Below are 18,258 nucleotides of genomic sequence, written 5' to 3'. Positions count from 1 at the left end.
TATCCCGATGAATGTACAGAACGAATTCAGCCTTCCCGCGCAGGAGGCCGCGCCACCGGCGGCACAACGCCCGCGCTGGGGCAGCGTGATTGGCGAGGCGTTTGCGAAACTTTCGCCGCGCGCACAGTTGCAGAACCCCGTGATGTTCGTGGTCTATGTCGGCAGTATCGTGACCACGCTGCTCTGGGTGCAGGCGCTGTTCGAAGGCCCGGCGCGAGGCGACGTGCATCCCGGCTTCATTCTCGCCGTGGCCGTTTGGCTCTGGTTCACGGTGCTGTTCGCCAACGGCGCGGAGGCGCTGGCGGAAGGGCGCGGGAAGGCGCAGGCGGCAGCGTTGCGTTCGGCGCGCAAGCGCGTCATGGCGAGGGTGCTCGAAAAACCCGAATTCGCCAGCGCCTTTTATCTCGTGCCGAGCGACGAGCTCGTGGCGGGCAAGATCGTGCTCGTGGAAGCGGGCGAGATGATTCCGGCGGACGGCACGGTGATCGACGGCGTGGCGTCCGTCGACGAATCGCCCATTACCGGCGAATCGGCGCCGGTCATTCGCGAGTCGGGCGGCGACTTTTCGTCGGTGACGGGCGGCACGCGCGTGCTGTCCGACTGGCTCATCATCCGCACCACGGCCAATCCGGGCGAAGCGTTCCTCGATCGCATGATCGCGATGATCGAAGGCGCCAGGCGCGCGAAAACGCCCAATGAAATCGCACTGACCATCCTGCTCGTTGCGCTCACACTGATTTTTCTGCTCGTGTGCGCGACCTTGATGCCGTTCTCGTCGCTCAGCGTCACGTTGAGCGGGCATGGCGCGCGCGTCGGCCTCACCGCGCTGATCGCGTTGCTCGTCTGCCTGATTCCGACGACCATCGGCGCGCTGCTCTCGGCAATCGGCGTGGCCGGCATGAGCCGCATGATGCGCGCGAACGTGATCGCCACCTCGGGCCGCGCAATCGAGGCCGCGGGCGACGTCGACGTGCTGTTGCTCGACAAGACCGGCACGATCACGCTCGGCAATCGCCAGGCATCGACCTTCCTGCCCGCCGCGGGCATCGAGGAGCACGAGCTGGCGGATGTGGCGCAACTCGCCTCGCTCGCCGACGAGACGCCCGAAGGCCGCTCGATCGTCGTGCTCGCCAAGCAGCGCTTTGGTTTGCGCGGGCGCGAGCTGCACGGCAGCGTGCCGGTGCCGTTCAGTGCGCAGTCGCGCATGAGCGGCGTCGATATCGGCGAGCGGCAGATTCGCAAGGGCGCGGCGTCCGCCGTCGAAAAGCACGTCGTGAGCCTCGGCGCCGCGTTTCCCGCGGCAATCCGCCAGACGGTGGAGCAGGTGGCGCGGCGCGGCAGCACGCCGCTCGTGGTGGCCGACGGCGAGCGCGTGATGGGCGTGGTCGAGCTCAAGGACATCGTGAAGGGCGGTATCAAGGAACGCTTCAGCGAACTGCGCGGCATGGGCATCCAGACCGTCATGATCACGGGCGACAACCGTCTCACCGCCGCCGCGATCGCGGCGGAGGCGGGCGTGGACGACTACCTGGCCGAGGCGACGCCGGAGGACAAGCTCGCACTCATCCGCAAGCTGCAGGGCGAAGGGCGCCTCGTGGCCATGACCGGCGACGGCACCAACGACGCGCCCGCGCTCGCCCAGGCGGATGTGGCCGTGGCCATGAACAGCGGTACGCAGGCGGCCAAGGAAGCGGGCAACATGGTGGACCTCGACAGCAATCCCACGAAGCTCCTGCGCGTGGTGGAGGTCGGCAAGCAGATGATCATGACGCGCGGTGCGCTCACCACCTTCAGCGTGGCGAATGATCTGGCAAAATACTTTGCAATCATCCCGGCGGCATTCGTCGCGACGTATCCGGCGCTTTCGGCGCTCAACGTGATGCGCCTGCACAGCCCGGAATCGGCGATCATGTCGGCGGTCATCTTCAATGCGCTGATCATCGTCGCGCTGATTCCGCTGGCGTTGAAGGGCGTGCGCTATCGTGCCGAACCGGCTCAGGCGTTGCTCACGCGAAACCTGCTGATTTACGGCGTGGGCGGTGTCATCGCACCGTTCATCGGGATCAAGCTCATCGATCTGCTGGTGTCGCCTTTCCTCTGAGGCGCGTACAGCGGAATTAGCCACACACGGGGGCATTGCCCCCGGTTTTCGTTTCATGGACATGCACGACGAAGCGCGCGCCCACCGCGCGCCAATTGAAAGACTGATGGCCTGCATGAGCGCGAAGCGCGCGCGGCGGCGCAAGCTGGCGCGGGAAGGCGCGCTTGCCGATGCGCGGGAGAGCCCGTCGCCAGCCGGCGGGTTTGGCGCGGCGCTGCTCGCCTGCGGCGCGACCACGCTGGCGGCCAACGAGCTGCTCCGTGTGTTTGCGGCCTCGAACGTGGTGATGCTGTTCCTGTTCGTGGTGGTGCTGCTGTCGTTGCGATATGGGCGGCTCGTCGGCGCGTGGTCGGCGCTGCTCAGCGTGGGGAGCTTCGACTTCTTCTTCGTCGATCCGCGCTTTTCCTTCGCGGTCTCCGACACGCAATATCTGTTCACGTTCACGCTGATACTCGTGGTCGCGCTAGTCACGGGCCAGCTTGGCGCCGGCCTGCGCGAGAAGGCCCAGGTGGCGACGGCGGGCGAGCGCCGCGCCACGGCGCTGGCGCGGGTGGCGCGCGAGCTTTCGGGCGCGATCTCGGCGGAAGAGGTCGCGCACGTGTGCGCGCAAACGCTCGCCCTGCTCGTGCAGGTGCGCGTGGCGCTCGTCGTGGCGAGCGAGCGCGGCACACTGCGCACGATCGGCGAGGCCGATTTCGTCGACGACTCGATTGCACACTGGAGTTTCGCGCATCTGCAGCCCGCGGGCGCGGGCACGGCGGCGTTGCCGGGGGCGCGGGCGCTCTATCTGCCTCTGCGCGGGCCGATTGCCACGCGCGGCGTGATCGCTCTGGTCGGCTCCGACGGCGCGCCGCTCGCCGACGCCAGTGCGCGCGGACTGCTCGAAGCGTGCTGCTCGCTGATCGCGCTGGCGCTGGAGCGCTGCCACTTCATCGAAATCGCGCAGTCGGCGCAACTGCGCGTCGAAGGTGAGCGCTTGCGCAACGCCTTGCTCGCGGCGGTTTCGCACGACCTGAAGACGCCGCTCACCGCCATCGGCGGCCTCGCCGAAACGCTCGAACGCGCCGATGCGCTGCCCGACGAAGAACGCCGCGTGGTGTCTCGCGCCATTCGTTTGCAAACCGAAGGATTGCATCGGCTGGTGACCAATCTGCTCGATCTCGCGCGCATGCAGGGCGAGGGCGTGCGCCTGAACAAGGAGTGGCACGCGCTCGACGAAATCGTCGGCAGTGCGTTCGCGCGGCTCGGCACGTCGCTCGACGCGCACCGTACCCGTACCGATCTCGCCGCCGGACTGCCGCTCATCGAACTCGACGCCATTGCGTTCGAGCGCGTGCTCGTGAATCTGATCGACAACGCCGTGAAATACACGCCGCCCGGCTCCACCGTCACCGTTCGCGCGCACGCTGTGGGCGACCGTGTGCACGTTGTCGTGGAGGACGACGGGCCGGGCTTGCCGCGCATCGAAAGCGAGCGCCTGTTCGAGGCATTTGCGCGCGGTGTGAAGGAGTCGTCTATCACGGGTGTGGGGCTCGGCCTCGCGCTATGCCGAACCATCGTCGAGGCGCACGGCGGTGCGATCGAATGCGAAAATCGCGAGCCGCGCGGCGCGCGCTTCACCATCAGCCTGCCGATGCGCACACCACCCGATTTTCTGGAGGAACCCACTGCATGAGCAAGCCCCGTGTGCTGATCGTCGAAGACGAGGCCGATATCCGGCGCTTCGTGCGCATGTCGCTCGAGCGCGAGGGGATGAGCGTGTTCGAGGCGGCGGACGCAGCCCAGGGCCGTGTGGAGTGCAGCACGCGGCAGCCCGATCTCGTGATCGTGGACCTCGGGCTGCCCGACGAAGACGGCAAGGCGCTGATCCGCGATTTGCGTGGCTGGTCGCGCACGCCGGTGGTGGTGCTTTCGGCGCGCGATCGCGAGAGCGAGAAGGTCGAGGCGCTCAATCTCGGCGCCGACGACTATCTGACGAAGCCATTCGGCGTGCCCGAACTCATCGCCCGCGTGAAGGCGCAGTTGCGGCGCGCGAGTTTCGTGAGCGTCGCCGGCACGGGCGACGCGACCGTTCAGTTCGGCGAAATCCGGGTGAATCTGGCGACGTATGAAGTGACCCGCGCAGGCGCGCCGGTCCACCTCACGCCAACCGAGTTCCGCCTGCTTGCCGCGCTCATTCGCGGCTATGGCAAGGTGCTGACGTATCGGCAGTTGCTGCTCGATGTCTGGGGGCCGACCTATGTCGATCGGCCGCAATACCTGCGCGTGTATATGGCCGGCATCCGGCAGAAGCTCGAAGAGGATCCTGCGCGTCCGAAGTTCCTGATCACCGAATTGCAGGTTGGCTACCGGCTCACTGGCCTCGAATCCAAAGGTCAGTGACGCCATGGCGATAGCCGGGGCGTCGATAAGGTTAGCTAACCATGCATATCGGCAGTCCTGACAAACGGCCAGGTCGCGCTTCAGAAGCCTGCTGTTTCCAGCAGGCTTCTATACGGGCAACGACAGCAGATCGTCTGGCATAACGGCGCAGGCTAGTTAGTGCCCATGCGCCTCGCGGAATCCGGCGTCCTTTTCGAGCCGGCGACCGTGGGTGCCGACGTGGAATCCCGCCGAGATCACAAACAGGACTCCGGCGAATGGCCAGATATAGATTGCCAGCGAGAAGCAAACCCAAATCGCTTCTTGTGGCGGATACGCCTGGAGCGCCCAGACAAGACAGGCAACTGGCAACAGCATCAGACACAGCGCCGACCGGGTGAGAAGAGTGGCGGCTCTTGCTTTCTTTAGCGTCTCTGCTTGCATGCCTGGCTCCATGGGGAATGGCATTGGGACATAGAGTCGCATGGCGACCATTTGTCGCATACTTAGTAATATCCCTGACAGGTGCCACTTTTGCGCACTGCAATCTGCGAAAAGGATTCGTGATGCTGCATAGCCTTTCTGAATCGATCGTAGTTCTGATCGACTTGCAAACGAGACTGATGCCTGCGATTCACGACGGCGCATCCGTTACCGCGCAAGCCCTCAGGCTCGGGCGGATTGCTCGAGGTCTGGATGTTCCGGTCATCGGGACAGAACAGAATCCGGGCGCACTCGGCGAAAACGCGCAGGAAATAAAAGATCTGTGCTCGATGACTGTTGCAAAGCACCATTTCGACGCTACCGCCGATGGTCTGTTTGAAGCGCTGCCTGAAGGGCGAACCCGAGCCATCGTCGCGGGATGCGAGGCGCATGTCTGCGTGTTGCAAACGGCAATCGGTTTGCTGCGTCGCGGCCTATCGGTCACGCTCGTTATCGATGCGATGGGTTCGCGCAAAGCCGTCGACAAAGACGCGGCCATTGCGCGGCTGAACAAGGCGGGCGCCGAAGTGGCGACGGTCGAGATGGTCGCGTTCGAATGGCTGCGCTCGAGCCAGCACCCGCGATTCCGCGACATACTGCAGTTGATCAAGTAAGCGGCCACCAGCCGGCCAAAAGCGGCTCGATCATCGGCAAAACGCGGCGCCAGTGAGCAAGGCAAGCATCGTCGACGGCGCGAGATACTCCGCGAACGTCCAGACAATAAGCGCTACGAATGAAATAGCCAGCGTGATCTGCACGATGCGCACGGCCAACGCCTCGCTCACGAACGCTGGCCCGCGATCATGGCGCGCTGCACGACCCGCTCGTCGTCGATCGGCAAGTGCATCAATCCTGCAATGATGCCGAGCGCAATCGAGCCCTGCCAGAGCGGACCGTAGCTATGTGTCGCGTCGAACACCACGCCGCCCAGCCAGACGCCGAAGAAACTGCCGATCTGATGGCCGAGAAACACGAAGCCGAAGAGCGTCGAGATATAGCGCACGCCGAACATCTGCGAAACGATCCCGCTCGTCAGCGGCACGGTGCCGAGCCACATGAACCCCATCGCGAACGCGAATACATAGAGCGTGAGGGGCGAGAGCGGCAAGGCGAGGAACAGTGCCATTACGCCCGCCCGTGCGAAATAGATTGCCGAGAGCAGATACTTGCGGCGCAAAAATCCCCCCGCGTAACCGCATAAAAACGTACCCGCGGTGTTGGCCAACGCGATCAGCGCGAGCGCCAGACTCGCTTCGCGCGCGCTCATGCCTTTGTCGAGCAAATATGCCGGCAGGTGCGCGCCGATGAACGCAAGCTGGAAGCCGCACGACAAAAAGCCCAGATTGAGCAGCCAGAACCCGCGATGCGCGAACGCTTTGCCAATCGCACGGCGCAGTGTGTCGTGCGTATCGATCGCGCCGCTGCGCTCCGCCGGACGATCGCGCAGCCATGCCGCGAGCGGCGCGCTGGCGAGCATGACGGCGGCGAGCACGAGAATGGCGGTGACCCAGCCGAATCTGCCGATCATCCCTTGCGTGAGCGGCACGACGCAGAACTGGCCCAGGCCGCCGAACATGCCCGCCACGCTCAGCGCCCAGCTACGCTGGTCGGCTGCGAAGAGCCGCGAGAGCGCGCCATAGACGGCGCCGAACGCGGTTCCGGACAGTGCAACGCCGAGCACCACGCCCACGCCAAACGTGTAGATGCCTGGCGTCGCGCTCAGCGCCATCATCGCGAGTCCAAGCGCGTAGAGCAGGGCGCCCGCGAAGATCACGCGCGCGGAGCCGAAGCGGTCGGAGATCATGCCCGTGAGCGGTTGCGCAACGCCCCACAGCAGGTTTTGCAGCGCGAGCGCGAGGCCGAACGTCTCGCGCGACCAGCCGCGCTCGAGCGTGACCGGCAACAGGAAAAGCCCTTGCACGTTGCGCACGCCGAGCGCCGCGCCCATCACTACGCCACCCGCGATCACGAGCAGCCAGCGGCGGCGCCATGCATCGTCCATCCCGCTCATCGTTCGCCTCCTCGCGCCTGGCGCTTCGCAGTTGCGCCGTGTTGCGTCTAGTAGAGCGCGGGACGGCGAGTCGGCTCAAGCGAGTTTTTGGCACGCTTCGCATGCGCTCTGCTCATGCGATTTGGCTTTGGCGAGCCTGCTCGACGATCCAGTCGATGACGGCGCGCACGTCGTCGCGCGGCGCTTCGTCGGCCTGATGCAGCCAGTAGGCATAGCCGGTCGGGCCCTCGGCGGGCGCATTGCCGATCGCGGCGAGCCTGCCGTCGGCAAGCAGCGGCTGCACGAGGGCGAGGCGCCCGAGTGCGATACCGCGGCCGGCAATGGCAGCCTGAATGACCTGGTCGTACTGGTTGAAACGCAGCACGCCGCGAAGCGGCGCGCTGGCGAGGCCGCGTGTGCCCAGATGATCTGCCCAGCGCAGCATCGGCCGGCGCACGCCCTCGAATTCGAGCAGCACGTGGCGCGCGAGCGTGGCCGCGTCGAGCTTCTTCACGTTCAACGAAGGATGCGCGACCGGCAATACATATTCGTCGTACAGATGTACCGCGCGATTCGCCGCCTCCGGCGCAATGCGGGCCGGCGCGTAACGCAGAGCGAGGTCGATGCCCTCGGCGCGCAGATCGAGCACTTTCTCGGAGGTTGCAAGGCGCAGATCGATATCGGGAAGCAGGCGTTGCAGCTCGCCGATACGCGGCAGCAGCCACAGGCCGGCAATGCCGATGCTGGCGGTGATCGTCACGGGCTGGCGCGTCTCGCGCGCGGCCAGCGCGCCGACGATTTCCTGCAGCTGCTGCACCGCGCTGTCCGCAACGCGCAGCAGGCGCTCGCCCTCCGCTGTGAGCGAGATCGAACGATAGCCGCGGTTGAAAAGGCGCACGCCGAGCGCCTCTTCGAGCGCGGCGATCTGGCGGCTCACGGCGGATTGGGTCACGCACAGGTCGTCGGCGGCGAGCGTGATGCTCATGCGCCGGCCCACCGCGACGAAGCCGCGAATGAGGTCGAGAGGAGGGAGTTTCACGAGCGGCACTGACATGCGTATTCCTCATGCGAAAGCAGCGCAAAGATTGATTGAACGGGCGGCCAAGGTCAAGTGAAATCGACACTCAGGTTTCTTCATGGAGCACGTTCATGGATTCAGCCGATCCGGGCGAGGCGCGTCCTCTCGCCGTCGCCATCACCGCCGCCGATGGCTTTACGCTTCGCGCTTATGTGTGGCGTCGTCACGCCCGGCTGAACGCGGACGCGTCGCGTCCGGTGGTCATCGTCAATTCGGCCACGTCGGTGCGCTGCCATTACTATTTCCGCTTTGCCGCATGGCTGCACCAGCAAGGTTTCGACGTGCTGGTCTACGACTACCGAGGCATTGGCGCTTCACAGCCCGTTGCGCTCGCAACGCTCGACGCGAGCTGGCTGGAATGGGGCGAATGCGATTTCGAAGCGGTGCTGCGCTACGCGCGAAGCATGTTCCCGGGGCGGCCGATCGACGTCGTGGGGCATAGCATCGGCGGCTTCCTGATCGGGCTCGCGCCGTCGAATCGTCTCATTCGCCGCGTCTTCACGGTCGGCACGCAGTACGCATATTGGCGCGATTACGCGCCGCGCAGCATGCCGCTCATGCTCTGGAAATGGCATGTCGTGATGCCGGTTTTGACCGGCCTGATGGGGTATTTCCCCGCATCCTGGTTCGGATGGATGGAGGACACGCCGCGCGGCGTCGCGAAGATCTGGAGCCGGGGCCGCGCCCGCTTTGAAGACACGCTCAGCAAAGGGTCGCTTGCGCGCACGCCCGAGCAGCGCGCGGGCATCGTCGCTCGTTTTGGCAACATGCATGCGCCGATTCTCGCCGTCAGCTTCCCCGATGATCCGTTCGGCACGATCCGCGCGATCGAACGCACGCTACGCTATTTCACACAGAGCCAGTCGACACACGTACGCATCGCGCCCGCCTCAATTGGCGAGCGCAGCATCGGGCACTTCGCGTTTTTTCACTCGCGATTCGAGCGCAGCCTGTGGCCGCTCGCGCGGCATTGGCTGGCCGATGGCAGCGTCATCGCGACGACACCGGCAACGACGCAACCGAGTCCCAGCCACGCCGAGGTCGAGAGCGATTCGCCGAGCCACGCAATGCCGATCGCCACGCCGATCGGCACGCGCAAATAGGCTTGCGCCGTCGTGCCGACCGAGCCGAGCGTCTGGACGAGCCGGAAGTAGATGACGAACGCGATCGCCGTGGAAAAAACGGCGAGTCCGATCAGCGCTGTGATCGATTGCAACGACGGATGAAGCGTCCACGGACGGTCGACGACCAGGCTCACGGGGACCAGCAGGACCGCGCCCACGACGAGCGATCCCGCAGCGGGTGCGACCGGCGAGAGTCCCTTGAACGATCGTCCGTAGATCGCCGCGCCGGCATAGCAGATCGTCGCGGCGACGATCGCCAGCTGCGCGACGAGTTGCCGGCCGAGTCCTTCGAACGCGCTCACGCCGACCACGAGGCATATCCCGGCCAGGCCCGCGGCGACGCCGAACAGCTTGCGCGCGGTGACCTGTTCGTGGCGCGTGATTAGCCACGTGCCGAGGAACGCCATGACAGGTGAAGTCGAATTGAGGATGGTCGCCAGACCGGCTTCCACCGAGCGCTCGGCCCATGCGATCAAGGTAAAGGGAATCACGCTATTCAGGAGTGCCTGCACGGCGAAGCGACGCCACACGGCCGGGTCTTGCGGTATCGGAATGCGCTGCCACAGCATCCAGAGCAGCAGGAGCGTTCCGGCAATCGACGTTCTCGCGGCGATTAGCGTGAGCGGCGGGATGGTCGTCACGCCGACTCTGATGAACGTATAGGACGCTCCCCAAAGCGTGGATAGTGCGAGGAGCAAAAGCAGGTCGAGTCCGGCCGATTTGCTCGCGGTCGATGTTTGCATGCTGGGCGCCCGGTTTCACGCAGACGAGGTGAGATGACGGTTCCACGCGCCAGGGATCGCGCGTGTATCGACAGTATGCGGGCATCTTCGGTGCGAATATTTCGGCCTGGAACGAAATGTGGATTGTCGACGGACAGAATCAGGATGCGACGCGCAATGCGTCTTCCCGCTGCGTGGCGAAGCGGTTCGCGGGACGAGGCAAGCCAAGATGCTCGCGCAGCGTGCGCCCCGTATATTCCGTGCGAAAGAGCCCGCGACGCTGCAATTCGGGCACCACGTACTGCACGAATTCGTCGAGGCCGCCAGGCAGCCACGGCGACATGATATTGAAGCCGTCGGCGCCCTCTTCCTCGTACCATTGCTGAAGCTGGTCGGCTATGCTCTGCGGCGTGCCGATCACTTGTTGATGCCCGCGCGCGCCCGCAATGCGCAGATAAAGATCGCGTATCGTGAGGTTGTCGCGCCGCGCGAGATCGAGCAGCAGGCGTTGCCGGCTCTTGCCGCCGTTGGTCTCCGGCAGGTCGGGCACGGGGCCGTCCACGGGATACTGCGAGAGGTCGAGGCCGCCCGACATGTTCGCGAGCAGTTGCAATCCCACGCTCGGATGGATCAGCGCCTGCAGCGCGTCGAACTTCTCCTGCGCTTCTTCCTGTGTGCGTCCGATCACGGGGAAAATGCCCGGCATGATCTTGAGATGCTCGGGGCGGCGGCCGTAACGCGCGAGCCGCTCCTTCACGTCGCGATAGAACTGCTTCGCTTCATCGAGTGTTTGATGCGCGACGAAAATCACTTCCGCGGTTTGCGCCGCGAGTTCCCTGCCGGCTTCCGAAGCGCCCGCCTGCACCACGACGGGCCAGCCCTGCGGGGAACGCGCGACGTTGAGCGGACCGCGCACCTTGAAGTGCTTGCCGCGATAGTCCAGCGTGTGCAGCTTCTGCGGGTCGAAGTAGATGCCGCTCGCCTTGTCGCGAATGAAGGCGTCGTCTTCCCAGCTGTCCCAAAGGCCGGAGACCACGTCGTAGAACTCTTTCGCGCGCTCGTAGCGCACGGCGTGATCGAGATGCTTGTCGAGGCTGAAGTTGTGCGCTTCGGTTTCCGTGCTCGACGTTACGAGATTCCAGCCCGAGCGGCCCCCGCTCAGATAGTCGAGCGAGGCGAATTTGCGGGCCACGTTATAGGGCTCGTTGAACGAGGTCGACACCGTGGCGATGAGCCCGATGTGTTTCGTGACCACCGAGAGCGCCGAGAGCAGCGTGGTCGGCTCGAAATGATCGGCGCGTGCGGTGCGCGAGAGCGAAGGTACATGGGTGTCGCGCACGCTCACGCTATCGGCGAAAAAGATGGCGTCGAATTTGGCGCGCTCGGCCGTTTGCGCCAGTTCGGCGTAGTGCGCGAAATCGAGGCCGCCGGCGGCGTGCGCATCGGGATGACGCCACGCGGCGATATGGTGGCCCGTCTCCATCAGGAAGGCGCCGAGGCTCAACTGTCCCTGGCGTCGCGGTGCTGCGCTCATGTGTGCTCCTCGATTGTGGTTGGCGTTCGCTACGGAACGGAAGGCAAGGATTCAATGCGCGAGCGGCTTGTGCGCCGTCGCAATGATCATGCGCCGCGTGAGTGCATAGCCGCGCGCGCTGCGATGCGCTTCGAGCGTGCTCGCGAGCCGTGCGCGCACGTGAGCGATGTCTTCAGGCGTGAGCGAGGAGAGGAAATTGCCAAACGAACTGGACCGGCTGAAGGCAAGCACATCGTCGACGTTGTCGAAGGTGTCGCCGAAAGTGCGAATCTCGTTGTGCGTCACCTCGAAGCCGGCGCCCCGGAGCAGGGCTGCCGAGCGCTCGCGCGTGAGCTTGTTCGGCGCGCCGATTCCGGCGCGCTGCCATTCGGGCTCGCCTGCAAATAGCGCGTGCAGCACCACATGCAGATCGTGTGGGGCTTCTTCGGGCATGGTCGTGAAGCCGATCCGGCCGCCTGGCTTGAGCACACGCCACGCTTCGCGCAGCGCCTGCGCCTGATCGGGGATCCAGTGAATCACACTGTTGAAATACACCACGTCGTAGTGCGCAGCGGGCACCGTTTCCAGCGCTTCGGCGCGGCCGACGCGCGCGGCGAATCGGCCCTGCGCGCGTTCGAGCGCGCGTTGCACGCGCAGCGGCAACGGATCGAGGCCGAGCACTTCACCGTGTGCGCCCACGCGCTGCGCCGCCGATCCGGTGAGACGGCCCGTGCCGCAACCCACGTCGAGCACGCGTTCGCCTTCGCGCAAGCCGAGCACGTCGAGCAGTTGCAGACCGTGATGAAACTGGCGAATGCCAAGCCGGTCGTATTTTTCGACGAGCGTGGCGGAATCGAGTTGAAGGCTGGGCGCGTTCGACATATCGTGGTCCTGACCAAAGTTTGCCAGGGCCATTCTTGCCGATCGGTTATCTCACTACAAACAAGCAATTGAGCTATTCATAGTTGCGCGAGTGCGAGCGCGGCGATTCCGCTGCTATAGCGGATTTTCAAACCGAGGGGGCCGTTCCTTATTCCGCAATTGAACGAATGACGCGCGCCGGATTTCCGCCGGCGAGCGTATTCGGGGGAACGTCTTTCGTGACCACGGACCCTGCCGCCACCACCGAGTTCTCGCCGACGGTTACGCCGCCGATGATGGTCGCGCCGGCGGCGATCCAGACGTTCCTCTCGATCACGATGGGCTTTGCGACGACGCCCTCGCGCCGCCGGGAAGGTTCGACGGGATGCCCGGACGTAATGAGGCTCACGTTCGGGCCGATCATCACGTCGTCGGCAATGTCGAGGCCGCCCAGGTCATAGAAAGTGCAATTCTGGTTGACGAAGACGTTGCGCCCGACGCGGATCTCGACCCCGCCGCTCGTGTAGAACGGTGGGATCAACAGAAAGCTGTCGTCGACCTTCTTGCCGACGAGTTCGCCGAACAAGGCCCGGACTTCATCGGCATCGTCGAAGGTCAACCGGTTGATCCTGGCGGTGATCGCCATCGCGCGTTTGAGGTTGGCGGTCATGGCCGCGGATTCCGGCGTTCGTCTGGCAATTATCGTGGTGCGGTCGTCATTCGCCATGCGTTGCTTTCTCCAATGATGCGCCGGACCGTGTGCGTTAGAGGTTGATTTGTCCACCCATCTCGACGACCCGGTTCGCGGGCAGGCTGTAGTACTCGGCCGCCTGCGCTGCGTTGCGCGCCATGAACGCGAACAGCTTCTCGCGCCATAGCGACATGCCTTTGCTCTGTGCCGTTGCGAGGATCGTGTCGCGGGCCAGGAAGAACGAGGTGGCTGCGGGCTCGTACTGCCATGCGGGTATCTGCTTCTGTACGAGCAGGAGGAGTGCCGGCACGTTGGGCATTTCCATGAAGCCGTGACGCGCTGCGACCGCGTAGCAACCGTGCCCAAGATCGCTAACGGAGACTTTCTCGCTTTCGGGTACATGCGGAACGTTCTCAGTCGTACCGGCCAGAAAGATATTGGTCTCGTGCATCACGCCGTTATGCTTGAGATTGTGCATGAACGCGCTCGGCGTCATGCCGGGCACGCCGCCCGGAAACACCGCCGTTCCGGCCACGCGGGGAGGCGGGTGCGATCCGTCGCACAACGAGTGAATGAATGCCGGAAGCGGCAGGTTGTCGCTTTTCACACGCTCGACGACCATTTCCCGCCCGCGATGCCATGTCGTCATGATGGTGAACAGCACGCCGCCTGCCAGCAGCGGAAACCATCCGCCGTCGAGGACCTTGCTCGCATTGCTCGCGACGAATATCGCATCCACGACGGCCAGCGGCCCGATCACCGCCAGCGTTGCGACCGGTTTCCAGTTCCACAGGCAGTGGGTGATGAAGTACATGAGCAGCGTCGTGAGCAGCATCGTCGAGGCGACGGCAATGCCATAGGCGGCCGCGAGGTTATCGGAAGAGCGGAAGAACACGACGAGGAATACGACCGCCGCATAGAGCGAGATGTTGATGAACGGTACGTAGACCTGACCGACTTCGTGCGTCGAAGTGTGGATGACGGGGATGCGCGGCAGCAAGCCAAGCTGGACAGCCTGCTTCGTCATGGAAAACGCGCCGGAAATGACGGCCTGCGAAGCGATGATCGTCGCGGCTGTTGCCAGCAGCACCAACGGAAGCAGTGCCCAACCCGGCGCCTGCGAGAAGAATGGCTGCGTGAGTGCCGAGGGGGTCGACAGGACGAGCGCGGCCTGGCCAAAGTAGTTGAGAACGAGGCTTGGCAGCACGAGCAGCAGCCACGCGAACCGGATCGGCGTCTTGCCGAAGTGCCCCATGTCCGCATAGAGCGCTTCGCCGCCCGTCAAGGCAAGGAACACGGAACCGAGGACGACGAATGCCGTACCGGGTGCGTGCGCCACGAAGCTCAATGCGTAAGACGGCATTGCGCCGCGCAATATGCCGGGGTTGTGCGCGATATGAGCGACGCCAAGTACGGCGAGCGTCAGGAACCAGACGATCATGACCGGTCCAAAGACTTTTCCGACCGTGGCCGTGCCGTGTTTTTGAAGCTTGAACAGGCCGGTCAGGATAACGAGTGAGATAGGCACGACCCACGTGGCCAGATGAGGATCCACGAGTTCGACGCCTTCCACTGCCGAGATGACCGAAATCGCCGGCGTGATCATCGAGTCGCCATAAAACATCGCGGCGCCGAACACGCCGAGCGTCAGAAGCACGGTGCGCAGACGCACGGGCGCCACGCGAGCGGCCAGTGCCGTGAGCGCGAGAATGCCGCCTTCGCCGTCGTTGTCCGCACGCATGACGAAGCTCACGTACTTGAGCGTCACGACAATGATGATCGACCAGAGGATCAGCGACACGATCCCGAATACGTTGGTCTGGCTAATTCCGCCGGCGGCTTTCAGGCATTCGCGCAAGGTGTAGAGCGGGCTGGTTCCGATGTCGCCGAAAACCACGCCTATGGCACCCAGAATCAGGGCGGGAGGGACGTCTGTAGTTTGACTGGATGAACGCGCGGATATGGAGGCCATGGGTAAGGAAAATGAAATTCAACGTCCCTCGGGACGGGCTGCGGAGCACAAACGTCAGGCCTGGTCTTGCGGCTGATGGGGGTAGCGCGGCCTCAAGGCTGCGATCGGGAGGCAGGCGCCACCGCTGCTATGTCCGCGCGATTGTCGTGGGCGTCCGGTTGCCTGAGGCTCCAGATCCCCCAGATTGCAATTAGAAGGCCCCCACCAAAGCCGCAACCCAGAAGGAGCCAGGTCGTCGTCATGTCGTATCCCCAAAGTGTGGTCGATTGCGCGCAGGAACAGCGGGTCCCGACTCGCACGCTACAATCGCGCGACAGATACTACAGGCGCATCCTTTCAGACGCATGACCCGTCTCCCGACGCTCAAAGAAACCGTTTCGCGAGGGCTACGGCGGCTCGCCCTGTGGGGCCCTGGGCTCCTCGTGATGCTGGCCGACTGCGACGCCGGCAACGTCGTGACGGCCGCGCAGGCCGGCGCGCAAACGGGGCTGCGGCTCTTGCCGGTGCTGCTTGCGCTGGTCCCGCTGCTCTACATGGTTCAGGAACTGACCGTTCGCCTCGGCATATTCACCGGGCGGGGTTATGGCGAACTCATCCGCTCGCGCTTCGGACCGGTTTGGGCGGCGCTGGCCGCGGCGGGGCTGGTCGTGGCCGTGCTGGGGTCGCTCGTGACGGAGTTCACGGGCGTTGCGGGCGTGGGGGAAATGTATGGCGTATCGCGCGCCGTCACGCTGCCGCTCGCGGTCATCCTGTTGACCGGCATCGTGCTCACGGGCTCGCACAAGCGCGTGGACCGGATCGCCATTGCCATCGGCGCATTCGACCTGACGTTCTTCGCCGTCGCATGGAGTGCGCGCCACAAACTCCAGGTCATGGTCCCGCAAATGACTCACCTCGCGGCGGGCGGCCGTGAGTCCGGCTATCTGGCGGCGGCGCTCATTGGCGCGACGTTCAATCCGTGGATGGTGTTCTATCAGCAGGCGGCGGTCGCGGACAGCCTCACGGCGAAGGACTTCGCGTCGGCCAGAGTCGAGACGGCGGTCGGTGCGGTCCTCACGCAATTGCTGACGGCAGCGGTGCTCGTCGCTGCGGCGGCGACGTTTTCGGCGCATGGCGAGCCGCGCTCCCTCGACAGCATCGGCGAAATCAGCAATGCGCTCGTTGCCGTAACGGGCCCGTTTGCAGGCCGTCTGCTATTTGGCGCGGGCGTGCTCGGTGCGGCGCTGGTGGCAGCCATCGTGAGTTCACTCGCGCTGGCATGGGGTCTCGGCGATGTGTTCGGGTACCGGGCCTCGCTCGAGGACCGTCCCGACCGCGCGCCCTGGTTCTACGGCGCGTATGCGCTGGCCGTTGCAGGCAGTGCCTGGGCTGTCTGGCTCGCGCCCGACCTCGTTTCCCTGAACGTTGCGGCGCAGGTGGTCAATACGCTGATGTTGCCGCTCGTGTTGGGGTTGCTCGTCGCCCTGAGCCTCACCGCGCTCCCGCAACGGTATCGGCCTCGCGGGGTTTATCTGTGGCTCGTTATTTTCGTGGGTGCGGTTGTGTGTGCCGTTGGTGTCTGGGGCGCGGTGCTGGGTCTCCCTCCTCTACCCGCGATCGCTGGCTTACAGATTCTTTAATAGTGCGAAGTAGACGGCGGCAAACACCACGACAATGCCGATGTTCACGGCCAGTCGTAGCCAGAACAGATTTTTGAGGAAAATAATATCCACGCCGACGACAACGGCTATCAACAACAAGATGTAAATCGCAACGTACACGTGTCTCATCTTTTCGATCGCCAGTCAAAAGATCCCGGTTGCCAGCTGCCATGGAATCAGGATACGCCGGGACGACGCGCCTCACACGTCGCATACGTTTCCATTCATTTCACAGCCTGGTGCGGCGCATCAGCCAGGGTCGCCCGATGCGGCCGGACGCGCGTTTCCCGGTTCTGTTGTTTTGTTGCTATCTTGCTGAAATCGATGTTGCGAAAGGCTTTTCTGGCTATAGTTAAAGTGCTTTCTCAAACACTTGATGCGACGCGGTAAGAATTGCGCCCTGCATCAAGAACGTTCGGTTTGTGCAGGGTGTTTTCGCGGTTTCCGGCGAAGAGGCTGCAAAACTAACCGATCTCTGGGAGGACCAGATGAGACGCACGAAGACGCAGTCACTGCGTTATCAGGTCGAAAAATGGCTCGCACCGACCTCGCCGGTGCATGTCACCGCGTTTGGCCATACCCCTTCGGGCAGGGCGCGCTACGTGTGCGTAGAGACGCGCCAGACAACGGGATTTCACGCGCTGTTCTTCTTTCAGCACGACGACGGTTACTGGAATGTATTTCCTCCCGTGGGTGACCAGGGGCAGTGAGGCGGAAAATATAGTTAGGTATCCAATATAAACGAAAGCGCTTCACCGCATCGCCGCTTCCTCGAGGCAGGAGAGAAAGCGCGAGGCCGCCGAGGTGAGCGGGCGTTCGCGCCTTTGCACGACGTAGACGTCCATGTCGGGAAACGACTCGCTAATCTTCAGCTCACGGATCCTGCGGCGCTTCATCTCGAGCTGGAACGTCGGCAACGTGGCCACGCAAATCACATCGGTCTTCGCGATCAAGGCGACGGACGGCGCCAATGCCTGGCAGCGCATGATCCTGCTGGGTGCGGACAGACCCAGCGAGTGGAAGTAGGCGCTGAACCCCTTGTCGATCTGGTCGCCGGGCTCGCAAGGCACGAGCCATTCCGCGGTATGCAGCATCGACATCGAGCGTGCCTGCGCGAGGGGATGGCCTTGGCGCGCCACGACCAGCAGCGGCATCGACATGATTTTTCGCCGCTCGACGAAATCGGGCCATTGCGTGTCCGCGACAGCCGTGATGACCGCGAAATCGGTATCTCCGTCACGCAGCGCGTGGAGTGCGGCAGGCAGCGCCAATTCGCGAACAGTAACCGATGTATCGGGATTCTGCGCGCGAAACTGCCCAAACGCCTGGGGCAGCAAGGCACAGGCAACGGCCGACGAGACGGACACAGCGACCTCACCGCCCGCACCGCTGAGCATGGTCGACAGTTCTTCATGAATGTGCCGCACGTCGTTGACCAGCATGCGCGCGCGGCGCTGAAACACGACGCCATATTCGGTGAGCGCGACGCCGTTGACCGATCGCACGACGAGCGGCACGCCTAGTGTCCTTTCCAGCTCGCGGATCGTGACCGTGACGGCGGGTTGCGTCAAACGCAGCGCGCGCGCGGCGCCATGCAAGCTGCCCTGCTCGGCGACACTCAGGAATACCCGCAATTGACGAAGTTTCATTCTGCTCCATGGGATAAAAAAACGTTATCAAGGCCGTTTTTTTATTGCCTTGTGCGTGTGTGCGTTAGTCATG

General features: G+C 64.1%; 16 protein-coding genes and 1 pseudogene. 7 read left to right on the top strand and 10 right to left on the bottom strand.

The genetic code is table 11. The features are described 5' to 3' along the window. The first annotated feature begins 7 nt into the window (after nucleotides 1-7). The 3 genes from kdpB to A3CW_RS0117530 are packed head-to-tail and all read left to right on the top strand — an operon-like array spanning nucleotide 8 to nucleotide 4,483. Nucleotides 8-2,101 (top strand): potassium-transporting ATPase subunit KdpB, encoded by a 2,094-nt coding sequence (gene kdpB / locus A3CW_RS46670; protein WP_035513193.1) that lies wholly within the window; start codon nucleotides 8-10, stop codon nucleotides 2,099-2,101. Nucleotides 2,102-2,156: 55 nt separating this feature from the next. Next, nucleotides 2,157-3,776 carry an ATP-binding protein gene (locus tag A3CW_RS46665; RefSeq protein ID WP_081771705.1) on the top strand — a complete coding sequence of 540 codons (1,620 nt, stop codon included), beginning with the start codon at nucleotides 2,157-2,159 and terminating at the stop codon, nucleotides 3,774-3,776. Then, the gene (locus A3CW_RS0117530; protein ID WP_028204733.1) at nucleotides 3,773-4,483 is read left to right on the top strand and encodes a response regulator; all 711 of its coding nucleotides are present in this window, start codon (nucleotides 3,773-3,775) and stop codon (nucleotides 4,481-4,483) included. The genes A3CW_RS46665 and A3CW_RS0117530 overlap by 4 nt, the downstream gene beginning before the upstream one ends. Before the next feature lie 156 nt (nucleotides 4,484-4,639). Here the strand turns inward: A3CW_RS0117530 and A3CW_RS0117525 are convergent, their stop codons facing one another. Further along, complete coding sequence (locus A3CW_RS0117525) at nucleotides 4,640-4,906, bottom strand: hypothetical protein (RefSeq protein ID WP_028204732.1); 267 nt, start codon at nucleotides 4,904-4,906, stop codon at nucleotides 4,640-4,642. Nucleotides 4,907-5,028: 122 nt separating this feature from the next. On the opposite strand from A3CW_RS0117525, the gene A3CW_RS0117520 reads away from it, so the two are divergent. Next, entirely contained in the window at nucleotides 5,029-5,559 is a 531-nt protein-coding gene (locus A3CW_RS0117520) for an isochorismatase family protein (RefSeq protein WP_028204731.1), read from the top strand. Between the two features lie 167 nt (nucleotides 5,560-5,726). Here A3CW_RS0117520 and A3CW_RS0117510 read toward each other — a convergent pair whose 3' ends face one another. Both A3CW_RS0117510 and A3CW_RS0117505 read right to left on the bottom strand, forming a co-directional pair. Continuing rightward, entirely contained in the window at nucleotides 5,727-6,956 is a 1,230-nt protein-coding gene (locus tag A3CW_RS0117510; RefSeq protein WP_028204730.1) for an MFS transporter, read from the bottom strand. 112 nt (nucleotides 6,957-7,068) lie between these two features. Beyond that, nucleotides 7,069-7,989, bottom strand: a complete 921-nt coding sequence (locus A3CW_RS0117505) for a LysR substrate-binding domain-containing protein (protein ID WP_028204729.1) — start codon at nucleotides 7,987-7,989, stop codon at nucleotides 7,069-7,071. Between the two features lie 95 nt (nucleotides 7,990-8,084). Between A3CW_RS0117505 and A3CW_RS53860 the strand changes: the two are divergent. Beyond that, a pseudogene (locus tag A3CW_RS53860) lies at nucleotides 8,085-8,837 on the top strand (alpha/beta hydrolase family protein); the annotation flags it as partial. 104 nt (nucleotides 8,838-8,941) lie between these two features. Here A3CW_RS53860 and A3CW_RS0117495 read toward each other — a convergent pair. From A3CW_RS0117495 to A3CW_RS0117475, 5 genes are all read right to left on the bottom strand, one after another. Next, complete coding sequence (locus tag A3CW_RS0117495; protein ID WP_028204728.1) at nucleotides 8,942-9,880, bottom strand: DMT family transporter; 939 nt, start codon at nucleotides 9,878-9,880, stop codon at nucleotides 8,942-8,944. Nucleotides 9,881-10,019: 139 nt separating this feature from the next. Continuing rightward, the gene (locus A3CW_RS0117490) at nucleotides 10,020-11,393 is read right to left on the bottom strand and encodes an LLM class flavin-dependent oxidoreductase (protein WP_028204727.1); all 1,374 of its coding nucleotides are present in this window, start codon (nucleotides 11,391-11,393) and stop codon (nucleotides 10,020-10,022) included. Nucleotides 11,394-11,444: 51 nt separating this feature from the next. Continuing rightward, the gene (locus A3CW_RS0117485) at nucleotides 11,445-12,254 is read right to left on the bottom strand and encodes a class I SAM-dependent methyltransferase (protein WP_028204726.1); all 810 of its coding nucleotides are present in this window, start codon (nucleotides 12,252-12,254) and stop codon (nucleotides 11,445-11,447) included. Nucleotides 12,255-12,402: 148 nt separating this feature from the next. Further along, complete coding sequence (locus A3CW_RS0117480) at nucleotides 12,403-12,960, bottom strand: sugar O-acetyltransferase (protein ID WP_028204725.1); 558 nt, start codon at nucleotides 12,958-12,960, stop codon at nucleotides 12,403-12,405. 37 nt (nucleotides 12,961-12,997) lie between these two features. After that, the gene (locus tag A3CW_RS0117475) at nucleotides 12,998-14,896 is read right to left on the bottom strand and encodes a potassium transporter Kup (protein WP_051481534.1); all 1,899 of its coding nucleotides are present in this window, start codon (nucleotides 14,894-14,896) and stop codon (nucleotides 12,998-13,000) included. A gap of 344 nt (nucleotides 14,897-15,240) precedes the next feature. Here A3CW_RS0117475 and A3CW_RS0117470 point away from each other — a divergent pair, with 344 nt between their 5' ends. Beyond that, nucleotides 15,241-16,515: an NRAMP family divalent metal transporter gene (locus A3CW_RS0117470; protein WP_035513191.1), complete on the top strand. Its 1,275-nt coding sequence runs from the start codon at nucleotides 15,241-15,243 to the stop codon at nucleotides 16,513-16,515. On the opposite strand, the gene A3CW_RS53620 is transcribed toward A3CW_RS0117470, so the two are convergent. Beyond that, nucleotides 16,501-16,656, bottom strand: coding sequence for a hypothetical protein (locus tag A3CW_RS53620; protein WP_154677966.1), 156 nt, complete (start codon nucleotides 16,654-16,656; stop codon nucleotides 16,501-16,503). The genes A3CW_RS0117470 and A3CW_RS53620 overlap by 15 nt on opposite strands. A gap of 368 nt (nucleotides 16,657-17,024) precedes the next feature. Here A3CW_RS53620 and A3CW_RS0117460 point away from each other — a divergent pair, with 368 nt between their 5' ends. After that, nucleotides 17,025-17,246 carry a hypothetical protein gene (locus A3CW_RS0117460; RefSeq protein WP_028204722.1) on the top strand — a complete coding sequence of 74 codons (222 nt, stop codon included), beginning with the start codon at nucleotides 17,025-17,027 and terminating at the stop codon, nucleotides 17,244-17,246. 42 nt (nucleotides 17,247-17,288) lie between these two features. Here A3CW_RS0117460 and A3CW_RS0117455 read toward each other — a convergent pair whose 3' ends face one another. Then, nucleotides 17,289-18,185 carry a LysR substrate-binding domain-containing protein gene (locus A3CW_RS0117455; protein ID WP_028204721.1) on the bottom strand — a complete coding sequence of 299 codons (897 nt, stop codon included), beginning with the start codon at nucleotides 18,183-18,185 and terminating at the stop codon, nucleotides 17,289-17,291. Nucleotides 18,186-18,258 lie beyond the last annotated feature (73 nt).

The organism is Paraburkholderia nodosa DSM 21604 (assembly GCF_000519185.1).
In the GTDB taxonomy this organism is placed as follows: domain Bacteria; phylum Pseudomonadota; class Gammaproteobacteria; order Burkholderiales; family Burkholderiaceae; genus Paraburkholderia; species Paraburkholderia nodosa.
This window is presented reverse-complemented; position numbering and strand designations above follow the sequence as displayed.

Excerpts from the sequence above, each read along its gene's own strand:
- kdpB (WP_035513193.1), top strand. The coding sequence starts at position 8 with ATGAATGTACAGAACGAATTCAGCCTTCCCGCGCAGGAGGCCGCGCCA.
- A3CW_RS0117520 (WP_028204731.1), top strand. The coding sequence starts at position 5,029 with ATGCTGCATAGCCTTTCTGAATCGATCGTAGTTCTGATCGACTTGCAA.
- A3CW_RS0117530 (WP_028204733.1), top strand. The coding sequence starts at position 3,773 with ATGAGCAAGCCCCGTGTGCTGATCGTCGAAGACGAGGCCGATATCCGG.
- A3CW_RS0117475 (WP_051481534.1), bottom strand. The coding sequence starts at position 14,896 with ATGGCCTCCATATCCGCGCGTTCATCCAGTCAAACTACAGACGTCCCT.
- A3CW_RS0117480 (WP_028204725.1), bottom strand. The coding sequence starts at position 12,960 with ATGGCGAATGACGACCGCACCACGATAATTGCCAGACGAACGCCGGAA.
- A3CW_RS0117485 (WP_028204726.1), bottom strand. The coding sequence starts at position 12,254 with ATGTCGAACGCGCCCAGCCTTCAACTCGATTCCGCCACGCTCGTCGAA.
- A3CW_RS0117455 (WP_028204721.1), bottom strand. The coding sequence starts at position 18,185 with ATGAAACTTCGTCAATTGCGGGTATTCCTGAGTGTCGCCGAGCAGGGC.
- A3CW_RS0117525 (WP_028204732.1), bottom strand. The coding sequence starts at position 4,906 with ATGCAAGCAGAGACGCTAAAGAAAGCAAGAGCCGCCACTCTTCTCACC.
- A3CW_RS0117470 (WP_035513191.1), top strand. The coding sequence starts at position 15,241 with ATGACCCGTCTCCCGACGCTCAAAGAAACCGTTTCGCGAGGGCTACGG.
- A3CW_RS0117505 (WP_028204729.1), bottom strand. The coding sequence starts at position 7,989 with ATGTCAGTGCCGCTCGTGAAACTCCCTCCTCTCGACCTCATTCGCGGC.
- A3CW_RS46665 (WP_081771705.1), top strand. The coding sequence starts at position 2,157 with ATGGACATGCACGACGAAGCGCGCGCCCACCGCGCGCCAATTGAAAGA.
- A3CW_RS0117490 (WP_028204727.1), bottom strand. The coding sequence starts at position 11,393 with ATGAGCGCAGCACCGCGACGCCAGGGACAGTTGAGCCTCGGCGCCTTC.
- A3CW_RS0117460 (WP_028204722.1), top strand. The coding sequence starts at position 17,025 with ATGAGACGCACGAAGACGCAGTCACTGCGTTATCAGGTCGAAAAATGG.
- A3CW_RS0117495 (WP_028204728.1), bottom strand. The coding sequence starts at position 9,880 with ATGCAAACATCGACCGCGAGCAAATCGGCCGGACTCGACCTGCTTTTG.
- A3CW_RS0117510 (WP_028204730.1), bottom strand. The coding sequence starts at position 6,956 with ATGAGCGGGATGGACGATGCATGGCGCCGCCGCTGGCTGCTCGTGATC.